The following is a 25,489-nucleotide window of genomic DNA, read 5'->3' on the forward strand; positions in this document are numbered from 1 at the left end:
AAGAAATCCTTATCATTCTGTCGCATAAAGTGGTCAACAAGTCAACTTGCTCACCGAATGCAGCCGTAAAGATAGAAAAAAAACAGAAAAAAGATAGAGAAGAGCGGAAATAAGATTACTTTTGCGTACAGAATCTGATTTCAATAAGAAAGATGAATATAACGCGATTCCTCAACAACATCTATTTCAACTCCCGCGTGAAGGAAATAGAGCAGTATGCCGGACATGCCGGAGAGATACAGCAACGGGTACTGATGCACCTTGTAGGCAAAGCCGCCCGGACGGAATGGGGACGGAAATACGACTTCAGCACCATCCGCACCTATGAAGACTTCAAGAACCGCCTGCCGATACAGACTTATGAAGAGATAAAGCCCTACGTAGCCCGCCTGCGGGCCGGAGAGCAGAACCTGTTGTGGCCGTCGGAGATACGCTGGTTTGCCAAGTCGTCGGGTACGACGAACGACAAGAGCAAGTTCCTGCCCGTCAGCAAGGAATCGCTGCACGACACGCACTACCGCGGCGGTCAGGACGCCGTAGCCCTCTACCTGCGGCAGAACCCCGAAAGCCGCTTCTTCTCGGGCAAGGGACTGATTCTGGGCGGAAGCCACGCTCCCAACCTGAACACGAACCACAGCCTGGTAGGCGACCTGTCGGCCATCCTGATGGAAAACCTCAACCCGCTGGTCAACTTCATCCGCGTGCCGAGCAAGCAGACGGCTCTGATGGAGCACTTCGAACCGAAGATGGAAGCCATTGCCCGCGAAACCATCCATGCCAACGTCACCAACCTGTCGGGCGTACCGTCGTGGATGCTGGTGCTCATCAAGCACATCCTGGAGAAGACCGGCAAGCAGAGCCTGGAGGAAGTGTGGCCCAATCTGGAAGTCTTCTTCCACGGCGGTGTAGCCTTCACACCCTACCGCGAACAATACAAGCAGGTGATCCACAGCAGCAAGATGCACTACGTGGAAACCTACAATGCCTCCGAAGGCTACTTCGGCACGCAGAGCGACCCTGCCGACCGCTCCATGCTGCTGATGATCGACTACGGCATCTTCTACGAATTCATCCCGCTGGAGGATATCGGCAAGGATAACCCGCGCATCTGCAGCCTTGAAGACGTGGAACTGAACAAGAACTACGCCATGGTCATCTCCACTTCGGCCGGCCTCTGGCGATACATCATCGGCGACACGGTGAAGTTCACCAACAACCGTCCCTACAAGTTCGTCATCACGGGGCGCACCAAGCACTTCATCAACGCCTTCGGCGAGGAGCTCATCGTAGACAATGCCGAGAAGGGACTGGCCAAGGCCTGCGCCGAGACGGGCGCCCAGATAACGGACTACTCCGCCGCTCCCGTCTTCATGGATGAGCATGCCAAGTGCCGCCATCAGTGGCTGATCGAATTTGCCCGGATGCCCGACGACCTCGGCAAGTTCGCCCGCATCCTGGACGACACGCTGAAGGAGGTCAACTCCGACTACGAGGCCAAACGCCAGAACAACCTGGCCCTGCAACCGCTGGAAGTCATCGTGGCACGCCCCGGCCTCTTCCACGACTGGCTCGACCAGAAAGGCAAGCTGGGTGGCCAACACAAGATTCCCCGCCTGAGCAATACGCGCGAATATATCGAGGAGATGCTGAAGCTGAACCGATAGGCAGACCGGCAGAGGGCCTGCTTTACGGCACAAGTCAAAAAACTAAAACGCTATATATGAAGATGAAAAAGCTGTTGTTCCTGCTGCCCATCCTGCTGGACAGTTGCGCTCCGAAGGTAATTACAGACATTACCCGCTCTTATCCGCCCCTCGCCACCGCCGACGAGGTACGACTGTACGAAGTGGGCGACTCCGTCCCGCAAACCGCACAGCAGATAGGCCAGGTAAAGGTCGTTGACCGGGGGATGACTACCCGATGCAGCTACGAGCAGGTGGTGGCCCTCGCCAAAGAGGAAACCGCCAAAAGCGGAGGCAATGCACTGGCACTGACCCGACACAAACAGCCTTCGCTATGGAGCAGCTGTCATCAGATTACGGGCAACATGCTCTGGATAGACGGGGCAAAGGCTGAACCGCTGTCTGCAAGAAGCACGTCGACCACACCGGCTCAGGACGACTGCCCATGCGAAGCTCCATCCGCCCTCCAGCATCATACGTTCTACGCCAACATCGGCTACGCCTTCATGACCAGCAAGTTCTACCTGCCGCAAGGTGCCACGGGACATCCCAAGAACGGTCTGGACTGGCAGCTGGGCTATGACTGGGTATCGAAAACAGGATTCGGTGCCGGACTGATGTACTCGGGCTACCGTTCTTCCTATACATACAGTCAAACAGATTTCAAGGTAGGGCTTACCTACGTCGCCCCGCAGTTTGTCATGAAACAGCAGGCCGGGCGTTGGGCTTTCGAGGAAAAAGCCGGCATCGGCTATTTCAACTACAAGGAATCATCGGACCTCGGGAGTGCTTCAACGGCCGGTGTAGGATACAACTTCCTCATAGGTACGGAGTACAACGTAGCCAAGCATATCGGCGTCGGAGCCAACATCGGCTATATCGCCGGTTCGCTGCCCGAACAGGATGGCGCCACGCAGTCCGACGACAGTTCTTCCGGCATCTTTCGCCTGCATCTCAATGTCGGTATCCGCTACCATTTCTGATTTCCTGTAAAAAGAGCAGGCTTCGCCCCTCTCCAAATCATACGACCTTTTGCCCCGAAACATTGCCGCTTCCGGAGCAAAAGGTCGTATGTTTTAGCTTAAAACATTATAAGATAATTCCGCCGCCGAGCAGCAGTCCTTCGGCATCATAGAACGCAGCAGCCTGCCCCGAAGCCACGGCCTCGAGCGGGTCGAGCAGGCGCACGTGAAGGCGGTCGTCGTCCGTGCGCGAAACGAGGCAGCGGTTGGCCTGCTTGCGGTAGCGTATCTTCACGATGACCGTCCCGCTGCCCAAGACTCGGGCCTCGTCCACAAGGTTCCAGTCCTTCAGCCACATCTCCGTCCGATAGAGGGAGGCGAGCGGCGCCAGTACTACCTCATTCCGTTCGCAGCATGTATTCTTCACATAGACCGCACGGTTCAGGTGGATGCCCAGTCCGCGCCGCTGCCCTACGGTGTAGAAGGGATAGCCTTCGTGCCACCCCAGAAAAGCACCGTTTTCATAAAGAAAGGCTCCCCGTCCGGGCAGACGGTCGGCCGGAACCGCCCGGCGCAGGAAGGTGCGGTAATCCATCGGGCAGAAGCACACGCCAAGACTATCCTTCTTCTCGGCCACACGCTGGAATCCCCGACGGGCAGCATAGGCACGAGCCTCTACCTTGGTCAGGTCGCCCATGGGCAGAAGCATTCGCTCCAGTATATCCTGCTTCAGTCCCCAAAGGAAGAACGACTGGTCCTTGTCGGCATCGGCAGCAGGAGCGATGTACCACCGCCCGTCGTGGCACACCTTGCGCACGTAGTGCCCCGTGGCGATGCTGCGGATGCCCCTTTCATCGGCCAGGCGGGCCAGAAGCGGCCACTTCAGCCGATTGTTGCACACGGTGCAGGGCACGGGCGTGCGGCCCGCCAGATATTCTTCGGTGAAATAGCGGACCACCTGCGCTTCGAAAGCCTCGCGGGCGTCGTATTCGAAGTGGGCGATGCCCAGCCGGTCAGCCAGACGGGCAGCCTCTTCGGCACCCCGTCCTCCGTCGTCGTGCAGGCGGAGGGTGACACCCGTCACCTCGTATCCGGCTTCCTGCAACTTCATGGCCGCCACGGAGCTGTCGATCCCTCCGCTCATGCCCAGCAATACACGTTTCTCCATCGTTCAGTCTGTCAAGTGTTACGGGCACAAAGATAAGGCAAAAGAAAGAATACCCCAAATGCCGGCCTCTCACGCCCCCTCCCGGACACGATGCAACAAAAAAAACGACCAGCATGAAGCTACTTATCCGAAAAACAGTAACTTTGTGCTTTCAATCGAGAACAAAACCCTAACGATATGGAACATCAACTGACGATTTACAACACGCTGACCCGAAGGAAGGAAGTTTTCAAGCCGCTGCACGCCCCGCACGTGGGCATGTATGTCTGCGGCCCCACCGTGTACGGCGACCCGCACCTGGGACACGCCCGTCCGGCCATCACCTTCGATATCCTCTTCCGCTACCTCAAGCACCTGGGATATAAGGTGCGCTACGTGCGCAACATCACCGACGTGGGCCACCTGGAACACGACGCCGATGAAGGCGAGGACAAGATAGCCAAGAAGGCCCGCCTGGAACAGCTGGAGCCGATGGAAGTGGCACAATACTATGCCAACCGTTACCACGAGGCTATGGATGCACTGGGCGTGCTGCGTCCCAGCATCGAGCCGCAGGCATCGGGACACATCATCGAGCAGATTGAACTGGTAAAGGAAATCCTGAAGAACGGATATGCCTACGAAAGCAAGGGTTCCGTATACTTCGATGTGGCCAAATACAATCACGACCACCACTACGGCAAGCTTTCGGGCCGTAACCTGGACGACGTGCTCAACACCACTCGCGAGCTGGACGGACAGGACGAGAAGCGCAACCCTGCTGACTTTGCCCTGTGGAAGAACGCCCAGCCCGAACACATCATGCGTTGGCCCTCACCCTGGGGTAACGGTTTCCCCGGTTGGCACTGCGAGTGTACGGCCATGGGGCGCAAGTACCTGGGCGAACACTTCGACATCCACGGAGGCGGTATGGACCTCATCTTCCCCCACCACGAATGCGAAATCGCACAAAGCGTGGCCAGCCAGGGCGACGACATGGTACATTACTGGATGCACAACAACATGCTGACCGTCAACGGACAGAAGATGGGCAAGAGCTACAACAACTTCATCACACTGGAACAGCTCTTCACCGGCACACATCCGCTGCTGGAGCAGGCCTACACGCCGATGACCATCCGCTTCTTCACTCTGCAGGCCCACTACCGCAGCACGGTGGACTTCGGTAACGAAGCCCTGAAGGCTGCCGAGAAGGGACTGGCCCGACTGATGGACGCCGTCAGCGGACTGGAACGGATTATGCCCGCACAGGCATCGACAGTCGATGTAAAGACGCTGCGCGAGAAGTGCTACGAGGCCATGGACGACGACCTGAACACACCCATCGTCATCGCCCATCTGTTCGACGGAGCCAAGATGGTGAACAACATCCTGGCCGGCAACGACACCATCACCGCCGCCGACCTCGACGAACTGAAAGAGACCTTCCGCCTCTTCTGCTTCGACATCCTGGGTCTGAAGGCTGAAAACGCCTCGAACGCCGCCCGCGAAGAGGCCTTCGGCCACGTAGTGGACATGCTGCTGGAAGAGCGCGCCAAGGCCAAGGCCAACAAGGACTGGGCTACGAGCGACAAGATCCGCAACGAACTGACCGCCCTCGGCTTCGAAATCAAGGACGGCAAGGACGGAACGGAATGGAAGCTGAACAAATAAGACGGAACACCATTTCCCGATAACAGCAGACGAGGCTGCACCCGCTTCAGGCGAGATGCAGCCTCGTTTGTATCATGCCTCCAGCATACGCAGGCAGGCATTGCCACACAGTGCTTCGTGGCGGCCCGACACAGTGCTTCGTGAGGTTGTCACGAAGCACTGCATGAGCGGGTGACGAAGCACTGCATCACACCCTCACGAAGCACTGCGTCAGCTTGCAAGGGAATATTTCTGTCAAGAATAAGAAAAAACGGCTTCAATAAGGTATCATATCCTCCAGAATCCGCTCCCGATACCAGGGGTCGTCTATCTCCTTCAGCACGCGGCCCATCTCGGCACAAAGTTCTTTTACCACCTCGGGGTGCTCGTCCAGCGGCAGGTTGTTCAGCTGATACGGGTCGTTCGCATCGTCGAAGAGGAGCGACTTTTTCAGCCGGCGGGTCTGGCGGTCGATGTAGAGTGCCAGCGTATAGCGGGCCGACTTGAAGCCACGGGCCGAGGGGAAATAGGTCTGCACCTTGCCGTCGGCATCCTTTTCGCCGTCCAGGTTCTGGAGGTAGAGCGCACCCGCCGGACGCACCATATCGGCCTTTTCATCGAAAAACAGCGGGGCATAGTTGCGTCCCTGCACCTCGGCGGGAATGGAGTCGGCCAGTCCGGCCAGCCCCAGCAGCGTGGGCATGATGTCGGGCGACGAAAGCATCAGGTCGTCCACGCGCGGCGTCAGCCGACCGGGGTATCGCACCAGGAAGGGCACGTTCATCGACTCGGCGTAGGGCGAGTTCTTGGGGTCGTCGGTGCGCTGGCTGCACATCGTTTCACCGTGGTCCGACGAGAACACGACGATGGTGTTCTTGTCCAGCCCCAGCTCCGCCAGCGCGTCGAGTATCTGTCCGAAGGCACGGTCCACACCGGTCACCGAGGCAAAGTAATAGGGTGCGCAGGCTGCCTTCTTCATCGTGGCGTCGGCATTGGGACGCACCAGCAGGCTGTCCAGCGGCACGTCCTTGTAAAGGTTGAAGTCCTCCTCCATGCAATCGTCCAGCGAACGGTAGGGGCTGTGGGGCGGATTCATGCCCACCATGATGAAGAACGGTTTCCGCGGGTCGCGCACGTGGCCTTCGTTCTTCAGATAGCTGACCACCATCCGGGCCTCGTGCAGGGGCGACCACTCCTTGGGTTCGTGCCGGCGGCCTTCCGTATCCCAGTAATGGGGATTCTTGTGCACGTCGTACGTCCCGTAGGAATACCAGTAGTTGAAGCCGTGGCGGCGCTCCTTCGGCGTATAGGCGTCCCAGGCCGGCACCTGGTCTTCCACATAATGTCCCGGGCGGGCGGGGTCATTGGGCGTGGGACAATCGACGTGCAGCTTGCCGAAGTAGGCACAGTCATACCCCGCCTTGCTGAAGACGTCGCTGACGCATTCGGCATCCGCCCGCAGGGAACTGATGGGACGGTCGGCGTTGCAGTTCAAGGGCACCCCACTCTTGTTGGGATACATGCCCGTCAGCAGGATGCCGCGGTGCGGACTGCTCAGGGGGCAGTTGCTCTGCGCCGAGGTCAGCACCACCGACTCGCGGGCGAAACGGTTCAAACGGGGAGTATGCACCGGATCGTTGCGGAAATTGACATGTTCGCGGAAGCCCTCCTGCCCCCAGAACTCCATAGCCTGGTTGCGGTACTGGTCGGGAAAAACGTAGATGACATTGGGCTGTCGGGGCATTTCGGGTTGCTGTGCCTTGCATCCGGCCAAAGCCAGCAGGCCGACACTGCCCCATAAAAGGTTCAAGGAATGTTTCATGGTTCGTCATTTAGGAACCGGGACCAGACACTGCGGGCTGCAAGCCGCAGATACCCACACAAGGGGCTTTGCATCTGCCGCTTGCAGCCCACAGCCGTTGTTCCGCGGCAAATTATTTTTGCTCCAGGTCGCGCTTGCGCATCAAGGCCTCGAGGAAGTAATAGTCGGCATAGTTCAGGGGCACGTCGATTTCCTGGTTGTGGGGAATGCTGCCCACCGAGTGCATCAGGATGAAGTTTCCGTTTGTTCCCACTTCGGCACGGTAGGCCGGAGAACCCAGGCTCTTCATGATGCGGTCGGCCATTTCCTTGTAGTTCTTGTCAGGAACATACGTGCTCAGCTCATAGAGAGCGGAAGCCGTACAGGCGGCCGCCGAAGCGTCGCGCGGCTCGTTGGGGATGTTGGGCGCATCGTAGTCCCAGTAAGGAACAAGGTCGGCAGGCAGGTTCTTGTTGTTGAAGATGAAGTTGTACACCTTCTCGGCCTGGTCCAGATACTTCTTGTCGTGTGTATAGCGGTAGCAGGTGGTGTATCCGTACAGTGCCCAAGCCTGGCCGCGCGCCCAAGCCGACTCGTCGGCATATCCCTGCGCCGTCTGACGGCTGCGCACCTCGCCGGTCTCGGGATCATAGTCTACGACATGGTAGCAGCTGTTATCGTCACGGAAGTGATGGGCCAGCGTCGTATCGGCATGTTTCACGGCGATGTCATAGAACGTGGAGTCGCCGGACAGGCGGGTCGCTTCGAACAGCAGCTCAAGGTTCATCATATTGTCGATGATAACGGGACACTTCCAGCCGCGCGTTCCCTGCCAGCCACGGTCGGCATCCCACGACTGGATGACACCGGCCCCCGGACGGAAGCGGGTGGACAACGACTTGGCAGCCTCGACAATGACGTCCTTATAGTTGGTCTTGCCGGCCAGACGGTATCCGTTCAGGTAACTGCAACCGATCATGAAGCCCACATCGTGATGCCACTTCAGGTTTTTGACGGAATCCAGGTCCTCGGTATATTTCTCGGCCAGCTTCTCCCACTTCTGGTCACCGGTCAGTTCATAGGTGAGCCACATGCAGCCGGGAAAGAAGCCCGAGCACCAGTCGTCAATGGGCACATAATGGATGCTGCCGTCTTTTTCAATCGTACGCGGATTCAAGATCTTGCCGGACTTCTCGATAATGTCGGTCTGCAATGTAAATTGGGCCACTGCATTGTCGATGTTGTCTTGGATGAAGTCGCTTTCAGCCTTCTTCTGGCCTGCGCAACTTGCAAAAATCAGGAGAGACACTCCCAAGGTCATCAGTGTTGTTCTCATAACAAAGGATTATAAATTAATGTATAGTTTGATGCTATTTTCACAGAGACAAAGATACGCCTGCCCGGCAAGATATACCTGCCCAAATCATACAGTTAACGGGTAAAATTGTTACATTTGCAGCCGATCACCCGTTTTTTCTGTACGCACAGGCCTCCCCAACGGCCTGCAGGCTCCGACAAACGGATGATTGTCACCCGTTAAAAAAAGACAGACCATGACACCACATGAATTTTTCAAGAACGACCATTTCGCCGGCAAAGTCGGCATCGAACTGACAGAAGTGAAAGAAGGCTACAGCAAGGCACAGCTGACCGTGACAGATGTCCACCTCAACGCAGGCAAACGCACGCAAGGCGGTGTACTCTTCACGCTGGCCGATCTGGCCCTGGCCGCCGCAGCCAACTCACACGGCACGCTGGCACTTTCGCTGTCTTCCCACATCACCTTTCTGCGCAGCAGCGGTCCCGGCGACACACTGACCGCCGAAGCCCGTGAATGCTACATCGGCAGAAGCACCGGCTACTATCAGGTGACCATCACCAACCAGCACGGCGACCTCGTGGCCAGCTTCGAGTCGAGCGTATTCCGCAAGAACGACCTGCTGCCCTTCCAACTGTGACCTCCGCCTGCAGGCCATCCCTGCCGACACGACAAGGTCAGTCCTCGACCACAGACGTCAGCGGATAGCGGTTGCCCCGCACACTCGTCAGGAAGGCTTTGGCCGAACCGAAGTTGAGATACAGGTCCAGCCGGACAGGCAAATGGTTCTTGTCATCGGAGATGAAGAAGGTGATGACTTCCTTCTCCTTCTTCTTGTTCCCGTCCTGCACATATTCCACAAACGAGAAAACCAGGCAACGGTAGGTTGTATCATTGTTGGCCTCAACATTTTCCATGCCTCTGTAGATGAGGGTCTGTTCCTCTACCTTGCGGCCGGTAGCCATGGGAAAATTGATTTTCTGCCCCACCTTGTAGTCCGTCGGATCCCACGAACGCGCCTGGGCCAGAATGCTCAGCATGTCGAAGATGCAACGGCTGTCGCTATAGGACATGGTATCCACACGTCCTCCCCGCCACGTGCGGCGCTGCTTCACGTAGGAAACGCCGTCCTTGTAGTCGAACCATGCTTCGTCCACCGTATAGCGTTTGCCCTCCTCGGCTCCCTTGCGGAAATAGCGGGGTTCCAGCTCCTTACCGACGTAGCAGGTCAGCGTATCGCGCATCTTGAAGAAGAAGTCCACCCGCTTGCTGCTTACCGACAGCAGATTGAAGCGGTAGGCCGGTTTCTGGTGATAGGTCGTGGCGTTGGTCGTCAGACTGGCCAGTCCGGCCTTGACCCAGATAAACTTCCAGTTGAAATACAAGTCGTACATCACATGCTCGCCCGACTTGAACGCCTTGTTTTCGGCCGTACACTGCGCCATCGCCGGTGTCAGCGGAGCGGCGCATAAAGTACATACCAATAACAGCACGGCCATCCAACTCCAGGCGATGCGCTGCCATGCCTTTCCTTTCCGAGACAGCCTGTTATCGGCTGCCGGTATTGCTTCGTTTGTTGTTTTTCTTTTCATCCGGCTTCTGTTTTTTAAGTTCCAACGGTTTCTGCATGTCCAAAGGCCGGTCAAACAGATTCCACGTCTGCTGCAATTCAAAGTTGGCCTTCAGCTCCAGCACCTGATAATAATAATATACCATTTCCGGTTGTATGTGCTTCTCGTAATCTCCCGTATCCCATATTCCGTTACGGTTCTTGTCCGCTACCAGACGAGCCCCATATTTTCCTGGCGTCAGGTAATAAAAATCAGCCTTTCCATCGACAACCGGAACGGTACGTATCACGGCATCCTGCGCATCGACCAACTCGACGAAGGAAGTCGAATCGGCCCCTGTAATGTCAAACAGAATGGTACCATATTCCTCGATGGTCTTTACCTTGAACTCCTTCTTTATTTTGTCGGTAAAGAGGCCGTACAGTCCTACAATGGCTGTCGAATCCACCGCAAACTGATAGCTTTCACCCGGCTTCCAGTCGGCAAAGATGTTATAGACCTTCAGGTCGAGCGAATCGCGCTGAAAGTCGAACGGGACATCGTTCCACAACGTATCTACCTTCTGCTGCAGATGGAAAGCCGCCGTATCAATCCGGCTCAACGGTTCCTGGAAGGTCAGCGTCAGATAGTCGTACACGTCCATCGACGACGGAGCGTATACATCGACCGGCAGGAACTCCGTAGGCAGGGTCGGCTCTTCCGGCTCTATCTCGTTGCCTTCCGCATCGCGTTTCTTCTTCTTTTTGGCTGCTTTCCTCAACTCTTCCAACTGTTTTTCTTCCTGCTCCTGTTTTTGCTTCAGCTGCTTGGCATACGTCAGCTTCGCCAGCAGGCGTACGGTGTCTTTCCGCTCGCTCAGCTGTCCCAAGGTATCCGTTGCCAGATAGGTCAGCTCCATTTTCAATGTATCCTGCTTGTACACAAGGGAATCCTTGATCCAATAATGAATGGTATCGTTGCGGCCGGTGGTCTGCTCGATGACAAACGCATCGTGCTCGTCGAAGTTGAGTCCCTTCAACAGCGGGAGGCTGTCGGCCGGAGCCGTGAAGTAGAGGGAAAACTTCTGCGGCGTCAGGCGCTCGGTCTTGGCCAGACGCAGGTTGTAACGGATTTCCTTGAAACTGCGCAGCAGAATATTGTCCGGCAGGAAGTGGGTATACTGACGCTCGACAATCGTATCGATAGTCAATGAGTCTATCCAGGTGGTATCCTGCCGCATGCGGTATTCGTAACGGGGGATAATCAGCGAGTCGGACCAGGCCAACTGCTCGGCCGGCTGGGAAAAATAGAAGTTCTGGTCGGCATCCTGCAAGGCATAGATGCGATAGGTACCGGGAGCCACGCCACGAATGGAGAACTGGCCACGGCTGTCCGTACGCCCCACCCGCTCGAACGGCAAGGAAGTAAAGGCCGAGTCGGCCAAATTGGACTGCAGGCCCACTAGCATGCCTTTGACCGGTTCCAGATTGGAGGCATTGAGCACCGTACCCGATGCGGCCATCGTATCCAACCGTTCGCCCGTCGAGAAGGTAAAGGTAAACTGTTCCAGCGGATTGCCCTCGTTGTTGTCCTGGATGGCATCACCAAAGTCGATGGTATAAGTGACATCCGCCTTCATCGTATCCTGAAAATTGATGACGACTTTCTTTCCGTTCGTCTTGATTTCAGGCTGCTGTATCTGGGGAGGCGATATCACAATCTTCTCGCTCGGATTGTCCAGTTTGATGTATTCATCGAAAGCAATGGTGACACGGTTGCGCTTATAGTTCAGCTGTCCCGGCTCCGGCGTACTTTGCAGGAAACGCGGAGGGGTCTCGTCAATCGGGCCGCCCTCAATACGTCCGATACTGGCACACGAGTACAGCAGGACGCCCAAAACCAGAAAAACCGGCAGACGCCGCACCGACAACGTATCCCGTTTGCTATATAAAAGTTTCTTCAATTTATTCATGCCATTCGAAGCTTTATCCAAAAGATATTGACGCAAAGATACAATATCTATCTATACCCAACGCACAAAGAGACCTTTTTTTTGCTTTTTATCACAACGGAGAACCCGGCTTCTGAGGCGGTTTCCCCATAAAAGCAGATGTCTTTCTTGAATACAGGTAGAATTCTCTGAAACATAGTTAAAAAACACTACCTATACAAACCTATATATACCAAAAATCGGTACTTTTGCAAGGCCGAAAACTTAAACAGCAGTTCAAGTTTTCAGTAAAACATAGAGGTTGACATTACATAATTAGACACAGAGATAAATAAGTATGAAGAGTAGATTAGTATTACTGGCATGTTGCGCAGCACTGCTCAGCAGCTGCGGACAAGGCAACAACAACGCGGGCAGCGCCCCCGAAATTGCAGTCATGGAGGTAAGCACCACCACTGCGAACCTGACAAACAGTTACCCGGCTACCATCAAAGGTAAACAAGATGTAGAAATCCGCCCCATGGTAAGCGGTTTCATCACCAAGCTGCATGTGGACGAAGGTGCCGTCGTACACAAAGGACAGGTACTGTTTACCATCGACCCCGTACAGTACCAGGCCGCCGTCCAGACTGCCCAAGCTACCGTAGAAACAGCCAAAGCAGCCTTGAGCACGCAAGAACTGACTACTGCCAACAAACGGGAGCTGAACAAGAAACAGATTGTCAGTGACTACGACCTGAAGATGTCCGAAAACCAGCTGGCACAGGCCAAAGCAACGCTGGCACAGGCACAAGCCCAACTCATCAATGCCAAGAACAACCTGTCGTATACCCAGGTGACCAGCCCGAGTGACGGTGTCGTAGGAACCATTCCCTACCGTGTAGGTAGTCTGGTCAGCGCCTCCATCGCCACCCCGTTGACCACCGTGGCCGACATCTCCGAAATGTATGCCTACTTCTCCATGACCGAACGCCAGTTATTGGGCATGATACGCGAAGGAGGTACCATGAAAGAAATTCTTGACAGGCTGCCGGATGTTCAGCTCAGCCTCGTTGACGGCTCCATCTATCCGGACAGCGGACGCGTAGAAACGATCAGCGGCGTCATCGACCAGACCACCGGTTCGGTCAACATGCGTGCCCTCTTCCCCAACAAGCACAACATCCTGCGCAGCGGCGGTACAGGCAATGTCATCTTCCACAACCCGCTCCACGACGTCATCATGATTCCTCAGTCGGCTACAACTGAAATTCAGGACAAGCGCTTCGTGCTGGTACTCCAGCCGGACAACACCCTGAAGAATACCGAAGTCAAGGTCTTCACCCTGGACGACGGCAAGTATTTCTATGTAACCGAAGGCCTCAAGAAAGGAGACAAGATTGTCATCGAAGGCGTACAATCGTTGAAAGACGGACAAACCATCACTCCGATTACACCTGCCGAGAAAGAAGCCGAATACCAGAAGGCTCTGAAGGACCAGCAGGAAGGCAACATACAGACAGCATTCAAATAATCAAGTGAACAAGTTGACAGGGTGAAAACAAAAAGACAGAAAACGCTCACCGCCCCAACTTGAAGCTCTTTCGACAACCAAATTTAAAAGGAAGAAACAATGAAATTAGATAGATTCATAAACCGCCCGGTACTATCAACGGTAATCTCCATCCTGATAGTCATCTTGGGCTTTATCGGTCTGGCCACATTGCCTATCACGCAATATCCGGACATCGCACCACCTACGGTATCTGTACGTGCCACCTATACCGGTGCCAACGCACAAACCGTGCTGAACTCGGTCATCGCCCCCCTGGAAGACCAGATCAACGGTGTGGAAAACATGATGTACATGAGTTCGAGTGCCTCCAACACCGGCTCGGCTGATATCTCCATCTACTTCAACCAAGGAACCGACCCCGATATGGCAGCCGTAAACGTACAGAACCGTGTGTCCATGGCACAGGGCCTGCTGCCTGCCGAAGTAACCAAGGTCGGAGTAACCACACAGAAGAGACAGACCTCTATGCTGATGATCTTCTCTATTTATGATGAGAAAGACCAGTATACCACCGAGTTCATCGAAAACTATGCCAACATCAACCTGATTCCTGAAGTAAAGCGTGTCACCGGTGTAGGTGATGCCAATGTGATGGGTGTGGACTACTCCATGCGTATCTGGCTCAAGCCGGACATTATGGCGCAATACAAACTCGTGCCCAATGATGTAGTAGCCGCCCTGAGCGAACAGAACATCGAAGCCGCCCCGGGCCAGCTGGGCGAACGTGGTCACCAAACTTTCCAATACACCTTGCGCTACAAAGGACGTCTGCAACAGACTTCAGAATTCGAGAATATCGTCATCAAGGCCATGGAGGATGGCGAGTTGCTCCGCCTGAAAGACATAGCCCGCATCGAGCTGGGACGTATGACCTACAACTTCAACAATACGGTAAATGGTCATAAGGCCGTCAGCTGTATCGTTTACCAGATGGCCGGTACCAATGCTACCCAAACCATCAGCGACATTGAAGCCCTGCTTGAAGAATACTCAACCAAACTGCCTGCCGGCTTGAAAATAAACGTGGCCCAAAGCGCCAACGACTTCCTCTTTGCCTCCATCCATGAGGTAGTAAAGACGTTGATCGAGGCCTTCATCCTGGTGTTCATCGTGGTTTACATCTTCCTGCAGGATATGCGCTCCACGCTGATTCCCGCCATCGCCATTCCGGTAGCCTTGATTGCTACATTCTTCGTTCTGAAACTTATCGGATTCAGCCTTAACCTGCTGACTCTTTCGGCCATGGTGCTTGCCATTGCCATTGTGGTCGACGATGCCATCGTCGTCGTCGAGGGTGTCCATGCCAAGCTCGACCAGGGATACAAATCGGCCCGGGCCGCTTCCATCGACGCCATGCACGAACTGGGCGGTGCCATCGTTTCCATTACATTGGTCATGATGTCCGTGTTTATCCCCGTAAGTTTCATGGGGGGTACGGCCGGTACATTCTACCGGCAGTTCGGTCTGACCATGGCCATCGCCATCGGTTTCTCCGCCTTGAACGCCTTGACACTGAGTCCGGCCCTGTGTGCCATCTTCCTGAAACCTCACAAGACCGATGCTCCTCTGAAAGAACGGGTAGGTACAGCCACCAAGGAAGCCAGAAAGATATTTATTGCCCGCTATGCAGATTCCATCGGCCGCCTCATGCGTCCTGGCATCACCCTGCTGTTTACAATCATTGCCATCATCGGTATGATCTTCGGACTCTTCAACTTTGATAGCCATCCGGTAATCTGCATCCTGATGATTATCATCAGTATCCTGGCATTGGCCGGTATGACAACCGATAAGTTCAAGGATGATTTCAACGAGTCTTACAACTCCATCTTAGGCAAATACAAGAAACAAGTGCTCAAGTTCATTCAGAAGAGATGGCTGTCTGGCAGTATCGTCACTGCCTCAATCATCCTGCTGGTTGTCTTCATGCAGATTACTCCGACTGGTATGGTGCCCAACGAAGATACGGGTACCATCATGGGTGCCGTAACGTTACCGCCCGGCACCTCACAGGAACGTGCCCAGGAAATCCTCAATCGAGTAGACAGCCTGGTTGCTTCCGACCCCGCCGTACAGTCCAGAACCATTATCTCAGGCTTCAGCTTCATTGGCGGTCAGGGACCGTCCTACGGTTCGGTCATCATCAAGCTGAAGAACTGGGAAGAGCGTTCGACCATGCAAAATTCGAACATTGTGTATGCAACCCTCTTCATGCGTGCCCAAAAGGTCATCAAGGAAGCCCAGGTATTGTTCTTTGCTCCTCCTATGATCCCTGGTTATTCAGCATCCAGCGATATCGAGCTTAACATGCAGGACAAGACCGGTGGTGACCTGAACCACTTCTTCGATGTCGTAAACGCATATACGGCCGAACTGGAAAAACGTCCTGAGATCAACTCGGCACGTACCAGCTTTAACCCGAACTTCCCACAATACCTGTTGAACATTGACGCTGCCGCATGTAAGAAGGCCGGTATCAGTCCGAGTGACATTCTTACAACCTTGCAGGGATATTACGGTGGTTTGTATGCCTCCAACTTCAACAGTTTCGGTAAGATGTACCGTGTCATGGTACAGGCAGAGCCCGATGCCACCAAGAACCTGGAATCGCTCCAAAGCATCAAGGTACGCAACGGTAATGACATGGCACCGATTACCCAATTTGTATCCATTGAGAAAGTGTACGGACCGGATATCATCAACCGTTTCAACCTATACACATCCATGAAAGTGATGGTGGCTCCGGCCTCCGGTTATACTTCCGGACAGGCCCTGCAGGCCATCGCCGAAGTGGCCCAACAAAATCTGCCGACCGGCTTCGGCTACGAACTGGGTGGTATGGCACGTGAGGAGGCCGAAACAAGCGGCAGCACGACAGGACTTATCTTCGTACTGTGCTTCGTATTCGTTTACCTCTTGCTGAGTGCCCAATACGAAAGCTACATTCTGCCGTTGGCTGTATTGCTGTCCATTCCGTTCGGATTGCTGGGTAGCTTCCTCTTCGTCAACGGAGCGAGTGCCATCGGAAGCATTCCGGCTTTGAAAATGATTATCGGCTCCATGTCCAACGATATCTACATGCAGATTGCCTTGATCATGTTGATGGGTCTGTTGGCCAAGAATGCCATCTTGATTGTTGAGTTCGCCCTCGACCGTCGCAAGATGGGTATGAGTATAACCTGGGCCGCCGTTTTAGGTGCCGCCGCCCGTCTGCGTCCTATCCTGATGACATCAATGGCCATGATCGTCGGTCTGCTTCCGCTGATGTTTGCTTCGGGTGCAGGTGCCAATGGTAACCGCACATTGGGAACATCGGCCATCGGCGGTATGTTGATTGGTATGATTCTGCAAATCTTTATCGTACCCGCATTGTTTGTTGCCTTCCAGTACCTGCAGGAGAAATTCAAACCCATGGAATGGGAAGACGTAGACAACTCCGACGCTACCGCCGAAATTGAGCAATACAGTAAATAATTTGAAGAACTAAGGAAGAAGGACGGTGAAGCCTCCGCTTCATCCGTTCTTCCTCCTAAACGAAGAGATATATAAGTATGAAAGGAAAAATCATCACTCTGATGTGCGCCTCAGCCCTATTGAGCAGCTGCCACATCTATAAAGCATACGACCGCCCGGAAGATATCACGACCGAAGGCCTGTATCGCGACACGACTGCCGTGAACGATACGCTGGCTTCGGATACGGCCAACTTCGGCAACATGCCCTGGCGGGAGGTATTCACGGACCCCCAGCTGCAGGGTTACATAGAACAGGCACTGACTTCCAGTCCTGATATCCGTACTGCTGCGCTGAAAGTACAGGAAGCCCAGGCACCGCTTCTTGCTGCCAAGCTGGCCTTTATTCCTGCCCTGACCCTTTCACCACAAGGTACTGTCACCAGCTGGGACAAAGGAAAAGCCACACAAACCTATTCCCTGCCTGTAACCGCCAGCTGGCAGATTGACCTCTTCGGCCAGTTGCTGAATCCCAAGCGTATGGCCAAAGCAACGTTGGAACAAACCAAGGCATACGAGCAGAACACCCGGGTACAGCTGATTGCCAATACGGCCAATCTGTATTATACACTGCTGATGCTGGACCGTCAGCTGGAAATCACAGAAGGTACGGCCGACATCATGAAGAAAAATACCGAAACCATGCAGGCCATGAAAGATGCCGGCATCTATGGTACGACCGAAGCAGCCGTAGAGCAGAGCCGTGCTGCCTATGCACAGATTCTGGCTTCTCTGCCTGACATACGTGCCAACATCCGCGAAGTAGAAAACTCACTCTGCCTCCTGCTGGGCGAACCGGCCCACAGCATTGAACGCGGCATACTGGAAGGCCAGCAACTCCCGACGGAATTCTCAGCAGGTATACCGTTGCAACTGCTGTCCAACCGTCCGGATGTCAAAGCTGCCGAACAAGCATTGGCTGTAGCTTATTATAACACCAACACAGCCCGTGCCAACTTCTATCCGCGCATCACGCTCAGCGGTTCGGCCGGATGGACCAACAGTGCCGGTGCCTCCATTGTCAATCCCGGCAAACTGCTGGCCAGCGCCATTGCCTCTCTGACCCAACCGTTGTTCCAGAACGGCGCCAACATCGCTAATCTTAGAATAGCCAAGGCACAGCAGGAAGAAGCCAAGATTCAGTTCCAAACAGCGTTGCTGAACGCAGGAAACGAGGTCAGCAATGCACTTGACCTGTACCAAGCCTGCTCCCAAAAGGTAGAAGCACGCACCATGGAAGTAAATTCTTCAAAGAATGCTGCCGATTATACAAAAGAATTGTTTAACTTAGGGACGTCAACTTACCTGGAAGTATTATCAGCCGAGCAATCGTACCTCAGCGCACAGCTTTCCGAAGTAAGTGATACCTTCAGCCGCATGCAGGCCGTCATCAGCCTGTACCAAGCATTGGGTGGAGGAAGAGAATAACCTTTAATTCACATATCATGATTAGTCCATTAGCTTATGTAGACCCAGCCGCCAAACTCGGCAAGAACGTAACAGTACAACCGTTTGCCTATATCGAAGGAGATGTGGAAATCGGTGATGACTGCATCATCATGTCTGGTGCAAGAATCTTGAACGGAACCCGAATGGGTAAAGGCAACAAGATACATCATGGTGCAGTGTTGGGCACCGAGCCCCAAGATTTTCACTATACCGGTGAGCACACGTTACTCATTATCGGCGACCAGAATGACATCCGGGAGAATGTGGTTATCAGCCGCGGAACACACGAAGGGCAATGCACCAAAATCGGCAATGAAAACTATCTGATGGATGGTGTACACCTGTGCCACGACGTACAGATTGCCGACCATTGCGTATTGGGTATCAAGACGACCGTTGCCGGTGAATGTCGCATAGACAACTGCGTCATCTTGAGCAGCAATGTTCTGTTGCAACAGAACTGCCACATCGGTAGCTGGTCGTTGGTACAGAGCGGATGCCGAATTCCCAAAGATGTTCCGCCCTATATCATCATGGCCGGAAATCCGGCAGAATATCACGGCGTAAATGCCATGGTGTTGCAACACAAAAATCAAGTGACAGAACGTATCTTACGTCACATCATGAATGCCTATCGACTGGTCTATCAAGGAAATTTCAGTGTACAAGATGCCCTGCAGAAAATTGAAGACCAGGTGCCGATGAGCGATGAGATACACAACATCATTAATTTCATCAGCAAGTCTCCAGGCATTGTCAAATAAGGCATTCAGTCATAGACCTACGAAAGAGGCCGGGGCATCATGTCCCGGCCTCTTTTTATATCAAGTCTCTATCCAGACTTACTCAAAATGTAATGTTCCGAAGAAAGCCGGACAATGGAAATCGGGCTTCGGCAATTCAATCGGGCTCCAGGACAAAAAATGAGGGGTCTGCAGTTTGTCACCACACTTATAGAAATTGGCCCGTACCGATTTCCCGTCCATCGAATGAAGGTCGTGCAAGAAGAATACAGAAAAAGGCACCACCAGAGCTACCTCCCAACTACACTCACCCACACGTTCGTCAAAGCCCTCGCGGCCCAAAGAAGCCCAACGAGACACCTGATCCAGAATAACCTGAGAGGCATGCTGGCGATTCGACCGTGCCGAGCCGGCTCCTATTAACAGCGTTCCGGTACAGTTACACTCAATGTTGTAATACGCATCATCGTCACCGGGCATTGAAAAGAACTCCACGCACGTATCTTCCCACACCGGCCCATTGTCACGTCCCGCCATCGCACGGACCGAAGCCTCGGTCACCCGATAGTGCAACAATAATGCCTCATCGGTATAAGCCATCGCAAATTCTACTTGCGGCGCGTAAGGATAGGCCTCTTCCCAATCCACACAAGCTATCGGCTGGTAAACGACCTGGGCTTTGGCCAAAACGGCAGGTATCTCTGCCGCCTGCGGAACGGCCAGGGCCAGCTTCTTCACATACAATTCTTTCGGAGTCATAAATCTATGGTTTTAAAAACAGGAAGCAATGAATTCTTTCATAGCCGGCGTATGCTCTTCCACACTCTGCAGCAGCTTGAACTGAGCTTTGGTACGTACCAGATTATGTTCCGGATATTGGATCTTATAATAGGTATCTCCATTGATGTAATCAGCCAGGAAACGCACACACTGCATGTAAGGGAACAGAGCGGCCGCATAGGGCAGATTCTCTATTTCGATGGGAAGCAGGAATGACTTGGCCGACTCCAGATATCCTTTAGTGAAGGCCTTGAAGATATCCATGTTGAAGTTTACATGATCCAGGTTCTTGTCATCCTCCAGTCCCGTATTGGCAGCCGAACGCAGGAAATCTCCATAGTCGGAGAAAATAAACGAAGGCATCACCGTATCGAGGTCGATGACACAAAGTACCGAACCGTCTTCGTCGAACATCATGTTGTTCACCTTCGTGTCGCAGTGGCACACACGCTTGGGCAGCTTTCCTTCCCGATACAAGCGCTCTGCCTTACACATTTCTTCAGCTCTGCGCTCTATCTCATCCAAATAATACTGCACTTCCTTCACACGTCCTGCCGCATCGGCTGCTACGGCATCGTGCAACTGCTTCAGACGGAATTCCATGTTGTGGAAATCGGGAATGGTTTCACCCAGTTGATCAGGTATATCGGCCAGCATCGCCTGGAAATTACCGAATGCCTGTCCCGCATAACCCGAATATTCCGGATTGACAGTTTCATACGTCTTCGCACGGGGAATGAACACCATGATACGCCAATAATTCTCGCCGTCAAACCAATAAGTCTTGCCATTGTCGGCCGGGAGAAAGTGGAGTACTTTGCGGTCAATCTCCTTTTCGCCTTTTTCTTCCAATTTTTTACGGATGTGCCGGGTCACGGCTTCGATGTTGGACTGCAGCATATCCACATTCTGAAAAATGGCATGATTGATGCGTTGCAGTACATAATCCGGATTGCTGTTCGTCGTTACTACCTTGTAGGTATCATTGATTAGTCCCGAACCTAACGGATTGATTTCACGAACTGTATCCGCCAATTGAAAATGAGATACAATAGATAAAAGGTCTTTCATGATTGAAATTTTAAATTAGTGATTCGATATGAATGGCCAAAAATAGGCATTTAGACAGACATAAACGAAAAAAACAGGAAGAAAAACATGTTAGATTGTATAAAAACTTTCTATATTTGTCATCGAATCTTCAAAAAACACTATTTTGGCGTAAAGGAAAATGACTGTCCGTTCATTACTTTTGGGAATCATTTGCATATTTGCCGTGCAACTGCAGGCACAGAATGTCACCTTCGGTAATCTGACTACCGAAGACGGCCTGTCACAATTCTCGGTCAACAGCCTTTACATAGATGAGAACGGTATGCTTTGGATTGGCACCCGGGAAGGCCTGAACCGATACAACGGAACGGATATACAGACCTATAAACTGGAGAAAGACAACCCGCACAGTCTCTTCAGCAACACCGTCACGCGCATCACCGGCGACCAGAACGGACATATTTATCTGCTCTGCAACGACGGAGTGGCCCAACTGGACCTCCGCACCCTCCAATTCAAGACACTTCTGGTAGACCACATTCAGAGCATCTATTACCACGACGGTCTCTACATTGCCAAGAAAAACGAAATATACCTTTACAATGAAAAGACCGGGAACTTTGATCTCTGCTACCAACTTCCGGGAAAAAATCCCGAAATCTACAGCCTCCACTCCGACGGCCGTTATCTGTGGATAGGCACCACCAGTGAAGGGGTATACCGCCTGAAACAGGACAACCAGGAACTGACCCACCCCATCGAAACAGGCAACATCACCAGCATTTACGAAGACAGTGAAAAAGAATTATGGATAGGCAGCTGGGAAGACGGCCTGTATCGTGTCAAGACCGACGGTACGATTGTCAACTTCCGTCACGATGCCAACAATCCCCACAGCATCTCTTCCAATTTTGCCAGAGCCTGCTGTGAAGACAACCTGGGCAACATCTGGATAGGAACTTTCAACGGGCTGAACCGATACGACAAGAGCAACGGCCTCTTCCAAAACCATACGACCCACGACGCCAAAGGCGACGGACTGACCCATTCTTCCATCTGGTGCATCGTCAAGGACCGCCAAGGCACCCTCTGGCTGGGGACATATTTCGGCGGAGTCAACTACTTCAATCCCGAATACAACATCTACACAGCCTACCATTATTCATCTGTAGAAAAAAAGGGACTGAGCAATCCGGTAGTGGGGCGTATCGTAGAAGACAAGGACGGCAACCTATGGATTGCCACCGAAGGAGGAGGACTGAATTTCCTCGACCGACGCAAAAACGAATTCCGCTGGTACCGCACCGACAAGAACAATCCCAACAGCATTGCCCACGACAATGTCAAGGCTCTATATTATGACAAAGAGCATCAGGAAATCTGGATTGGCACCCACATGGGCGGTCTCGACCGGCTGAACCTGCATAATCTCCACTTCACCCATCACCGCATGGAGGAAGGCAATCCGAATAGCCTTCCCTCCAACATCATCCGCGACCTTGAGCCCTACGGAAAGGACAGTTTGATTGTAGCCACACAAAACGGTGTCTGCATGATAGACAAGGCAAGCGGTAAATGCCGACGACTTTTCCAGGACACCAAAGAAGGACGCAGCATCAAGATGGTAGCCGACATCGAGTTCGACAAAAATGGCGACTTATGGATAGCCGCCACCGGAGAAGGAGTATTCCGATATAGCTTCCAGACACACCGACTCAAAAGCTACCGTCACCAGCACGACGTAGCCAATACGCTGAGCAACAACAATGTTTACAGCATTCTGTGTGACAAGCAAGGCCGTCTTTGGTTTTCGACATCGGGCAGCGGACTCGACCTCTACCACCCTCAAAGCGACAGCTTCGAGAATTTTGACCAGGCGCACAACGGTCTTGTGGGCGACTGCATCTACGAAGCCCAGGAATCGCCCGTCAGCGGCAACCTGCTGCTCATCACCAACCAGGGGTTCTCCATCTTCAACCGCCACACGCACCAAGCTAAAAACTACAACCGAAGCAACGGCTTCCCTTTCTCGACCATCAACGAAAATGCCCTGTGCGTCACCAGCGACGGCGAAATCTTTCTGGGCAGCACCCAAGGGATGATTTCCTTTCATGAAATGGAACTGAATCTCCCTCCCAAGCCTTACAACATCACCCTGTCAAAGCTCTATGTCAACGGGAAAGAAATAGAAACCGGAGACGAAAGCGGCATTCTGCCCCAATCGCTCTGCTATACGCCTGAAATTACGCTTAAAGCCGATCAGTCGATGTTCACCATCGAATTCGCTACTTCAAACTATGTGCCTGCCAACAAGGACCGCATCATCTATCAGCTGAAAGGCTTCTCCGACAAATGGACCGATGCCCACAACAACGCCATCACCTATACGAACCTCAATGCTGGAACCTACACCCTGGTCATCAAGCCTCAAACGCAACCGGCAGAAATCTGCCCGCCCGTCCGGCTGACCATCCACATTCTTCCCCCGTTCTATAAGACCATATGGGCCTACCTTTTCTACATACTGGCCATTGGTAGCCTGTCATGGTATCTCATACGCACCTACAAGATGCGCATCAAGCTGAGAGAATCGCTCAAATACGAGAAGAAACATGCCCAGGACATTGAACTGCTCAACCAGTCGAAACTCCGTTTCTTTACCAACATCTCCCATGAGTTCCGCACACCGCTCACCATCATCATCTCACAGATTGAAACGCTGCTTCAGGTCCAAAATTTCACCCCTGCCCTGTACAATAAGGTATTGAGCATGTACAAGAACAGCATCCAGCTACGCGAACTAATCAACGAGCTGCTCGATTTCCGCAAACAAGAACAAGGACACATGAAAATCAAGGTCAGCCGTCACAACCTCATAGACTTTCTGTATGAGAACTATCTGCTGTTCCTGGAGTATGCTCACACCCGGCAGGTAAACCTGATTTTCCAGAAAGGAACCGATATTCTGGAGGTATGGTACGACCAGAAGCAGATGCAGAAAGTGGTCAACAACCTGTTGTCCAACGCCCTCAAGCACACTCGCCCGGCCGACACTATCACCCTGTCTGTAGGCTGTGAGAACGGAAATGCCGTCATCCGTGTCAGCGATACGGGCGAAGGTATGGACGCCAAAGAGCTGGACAAAATATTCGAACGTTTCTACCAGGTGGACTCCATCTCCTCGGACGACACCCGGCAATCAACGGGCACCGGCATCGGCCTGGCCCTGACCAAAGGCATTGTAGAACTGCATCACGGAACCATCCGGGTGGAAAGCACCTTGGGCAAGGGAACCTGCTTCATCGTCACCCTCCCGCTGGGAAACAGTCAGTTCAAGGAGGAAGAAATAGACCGTCGGGACCATGTGATCCAGCAAATCGACATCGACAAACCGGAAATGGACATCCTGCTGAAAGGTGAAATGGATGCTGACCAACCCTCCAAACCCCAGGCCGGTTCCAACAAAATGCTGGTCGTGGAAGACAATGAATCCATCCGGCAGATGCTGGCCGAAATTTTCGCTCCCTTCTACCAGGTGACAACGGCCGCCGACGGTGAAGAGGCATGGGAACAGATTGGCAAGGAACAACCCAACATCGTCGTGAGCGACGTCGTCATGCCCCGCATGTCGGGAACCGAACTGTGCAAGCGAATCAAGTCGGACTTCAACACCTGCCACATCCCCGTCGTGCTGCTCACCGCCCGCACAGCCATCGAGCAAAACATCGAAGGCCTCCGCATCGGTGCCGACGACTACATCACCAAACCTTTCAACACCAGTCTGCTCATCTCACGATGCAACAACCTGGTCAATTCGCGCATCCTGCTACAGGAGAAATTCAGCAAACAGCCGCAAACCACCGTCCAGCAACTGGCCACCAACCCCATAGACAAAGACATTCTGGACCGCGCGATGACCGTCATCGAGAAACACCTGGACGATGCCGACTTCAATGTCAACACCTTCGCCCGTGAAATGGCCATGGCCCGCACCAACCTGTTCACCAAGTTGAAAGGCATCACCGGCCAGACACCGAACGAATTCATCCTGACCATCCGCCTCAAGAAGGGTGCCTACCTGCTCCGAAACAATCCCGAACTGAACATCACAGAAATATCCGACCGCATCGGCTTCAGTTCGCCCCGCTATTTCGCCAAGTGCTTCAAGGACGTCTACCACATCAGCCCCCTCGCCTACCGGAAGGAAACGGATGCCGGAAACGACACGGAAGGAAAATCAGAAAAAGAAGACGAAACGTAAGATATCACCAGAAAGGGGTGAAATATGTACGTTTTTCACCATTCTTTGGACGGTTTCCCACAATACTTTCAT

At 53.3% G+C, this 25,489-nt stretch carries 16 protein-coding genes; 9 read left to right on the forward strand and 7 right to left on the reverse strand.

Going from position 1 to position 25,489, the window contains the following annotated elements:
* Nucleotides 1-152 precede the first annotated feature (152 nt).
* Nucleotides 153-1,664, forward strand: coding sequence for a GH3 auxin-responsive promoter family protein (locus BQ7483_RS14345; RefSeq protein WP_022021613.1), 1,512 nt, complete (start codon nt 153-155; stop codon nt 1,662-1,664).
* A gap of 56 nt (nt 1,665-1,720) precedes the next feature.
* Nucleotides 1,721-2,665 (forward strand): outer membrane beta-barrel protein, encoded by a 945-nt coding sequence (locus BQ7483_RS14350; protein ID WP_072546355.1) that lies wholly within the window; start codon nt 1,721-1,723, stop codon nt 2,663-2,665.
* Nucleotides 2,666-2,771: 106 nt separating this feature from the next.
* Here the strand turns inward: BQ7483_RS14350 and mnmA are convergent, their stop codons facing one another.
* Nucleotides 2,772-3,812, reverse strand: a complete 1,041-nt coding sequence (gene mnmA / locus BQ7483_RS14355) for a tRNA 2-thiouridine(34) synthase MnmA (RefSeq protein WP_022021611.1) — start codon at nt 3,810-3,812, stop codon at nt 2,772-2,774.
* A gap of 177 nt (nt 3,813-3,989) precedes the next feature.
* Here mnmA and cysS point away from each other — a divergent pair, with 177 nt between their 5' ends.
* On the forward strand, nt 3,990-5,465 hold the full coding sequence (gene cysS, locus BQ7483_RS14360; RefSeq protein WP_022021610.1) for a cysteine--tRNA ligase: 1,476 nt from the start codon (nt 3,990-3,992) through the stop codon (nt 5,463-5,465).
* Between the two features lie 256 nt (nt 5,466-5,721).
* Here cysS and BQ7483_RS14365 read toward each other — a convergent pair whose 3' ends face one another.
* Complete coding sequence (locus BQ7483_RS14365) at nt 5,722-7,266, reverse strand: sulfatase family protein (protein WP_072546356.1); 1,545 nt, start codon at nt 7,264-7,266, stop codon at nt 5,722-5,724.
* A gap of 112 nt (nt 7,267-7,378) precedes the next feature.
* Nucleotides 7,379-8,581: a glycoside hydrolase family 88 protein gene (locus tag BQ7483_RS14370; RefSeq protein WP_072546357.1), complete on the reverse strand. Its 1,203-nt coding sequence runs from the start codon at nt 8,579-8,581 to the stop codon at nt 7,379-7,381.
* A 217-nt stretch (nt 8,582-8,798) separates the two neighbouring features.
* Between BQ7483_RS14370 and BQ7483_RS14375 the strand changes: the two genes are divergently transcribed.
* Entirely contained in the window at nt 8,799-9,203 is a 405-nt protein-coding gene (locus BQ7483_RS14375; RefSeq protein ID WP_072546358.1) for a PaaI family thioesterase, read from the forward strand.
* A gap of 37 nt (nt 9,204-9,240) precedes the next feature.
* On the opposite strand, the gene BQ7483_RS14380 is transcribed toward BQ7483_RS14375, so the two are convergent.
* Entirely contained in the window at nt 9,241-10,062 is an 822-nt protein-coding gene (locus BQ7483_RS14380; protein WP_139247687.1) for a DUF3108 domain-containing protein, read from the reverse strand.
* A gap of 49 nt (nt 10,063-10,111) precedes the next feature.
* Nucleotides 10,112-12,085: an Ig-like domain-containing protein gene (locus BQ7483_RS14385; RefSeq protein WP_072546359.1), complete on the reverse strand. Its 1,974-nt coding sequence runs from the start codon at nt 12,083-12,085 to the stop codon at nt 10,112-10,114.
* A gap of 316 nt (nt 12,086-12,401) precedes the next feature.
* Here BQ7483_RS14385 and BQ7483_RS14390 point away from each other — a divergent pair, with 316 nt between their 5' ends.
* From BQ7483_RS14390 to lpxA, 4 genes are all read left to right on the forward strand, one after another.
* Complete coding sequence (locus BQ7483_RS14390) at nt 12,402-13,577, forward strand: efflux RND transporter periplasmic adaptor subunit (RefSeq protein ID WP_022021604.1); 1,176 nt, start codon at nt 12,402-12,404, stop codon at nt 13,575-13,577.
* A gap of 99 nt (nt 13,578-13,676) precedes the next feature.
* Nucleotides 13,677-17,093 (forward strand): efflux RND transporter permease subunit, encoded by a 3,417-nt coding sequence (locus tag BQ7483_RS14395; protein ID WP_022021603.1) that lies wholly within the window; start codon nt 13,677-13,679, stop codon nt 17,091-17,093.
* 77 nt (nt 17,094-17,170) lie between these two features.
* A complete protein-coding gene (locus BQ7483_RS14400) occupies nt 17,171-18,559 on the forward strand; it encodes a TolC family protein (protein WP_072546360.1) in 1,389 nt (462 codons plus the stop codon).
* A gap of 17 nt (nt 18,560-18,576) precedes the next feature.
* A complete protein-coding gene (lpxA, locus tag BQ7483_RS14405; RefSeq protein WP_022021601.1) occupies nt 18,577-19,344 on the forward strand; it encodes an acyl-ACP--UDP-N-acetylglucosamine O-acyltransferase in 768 nt (255 codons plus the stop codon).
* 78 nt (nt 19,345-19,422) lie between these two features.
* Here the strand turns inward: lpxA and BQ7483_RS14410 are convergent, their stop codons facing one another.
* On the reverse strand, nt 19,423-20,082 hold the full coding sequence (locus BQ7483_RS14410) for a carbohydrate-binding family 9-like protein (protein WP_072546361.1): 660 nt from the start codon (nt 20,080-20,082) through the stop codon (nt 19,423-19,425).
* A gap of 12 nt (nt 20,083-20,094) precedes the next feature.
* Entirely contained in the window at nt 20,095-21,174 is a 1,080-nt protein-coding gene (locus BQ7483_RS14415; RefSeq protein WP_022021599.1) for a phosphotransferase enzyme family protein, read from the reverse strand.
* Between the two features lie 160 nt (nt 21,175-21,334).
* Between BQ7483_RS14415 and BQ7483_RS14420 the strand changes: the two genes are divergently transcribed.
* Nucleotides 21,335-25,417, forward strand: a complete 4,083-nt coding sequence (locus BQ7483_RS14420; protein WP_072546362.1) for a hybrid sensor histidine kinase/response regulator transcription factor — start codon at nt 21,335-21,337, stop codon at nt 25,415-25,417.
* The last annotated feature ends 72 nt before the right edge of the window (nt 25,418-25,489 follow it).

This window comes from Mediterranea massiliensis, from assembly GCF_900128475.1.
Classification (GTDB): Bacteria; Bacteroidota; Bacteroidia; order Bacteroidales; family Bacteroidaceae; genus Bacteroides; species Bacteroides massiliensis_E.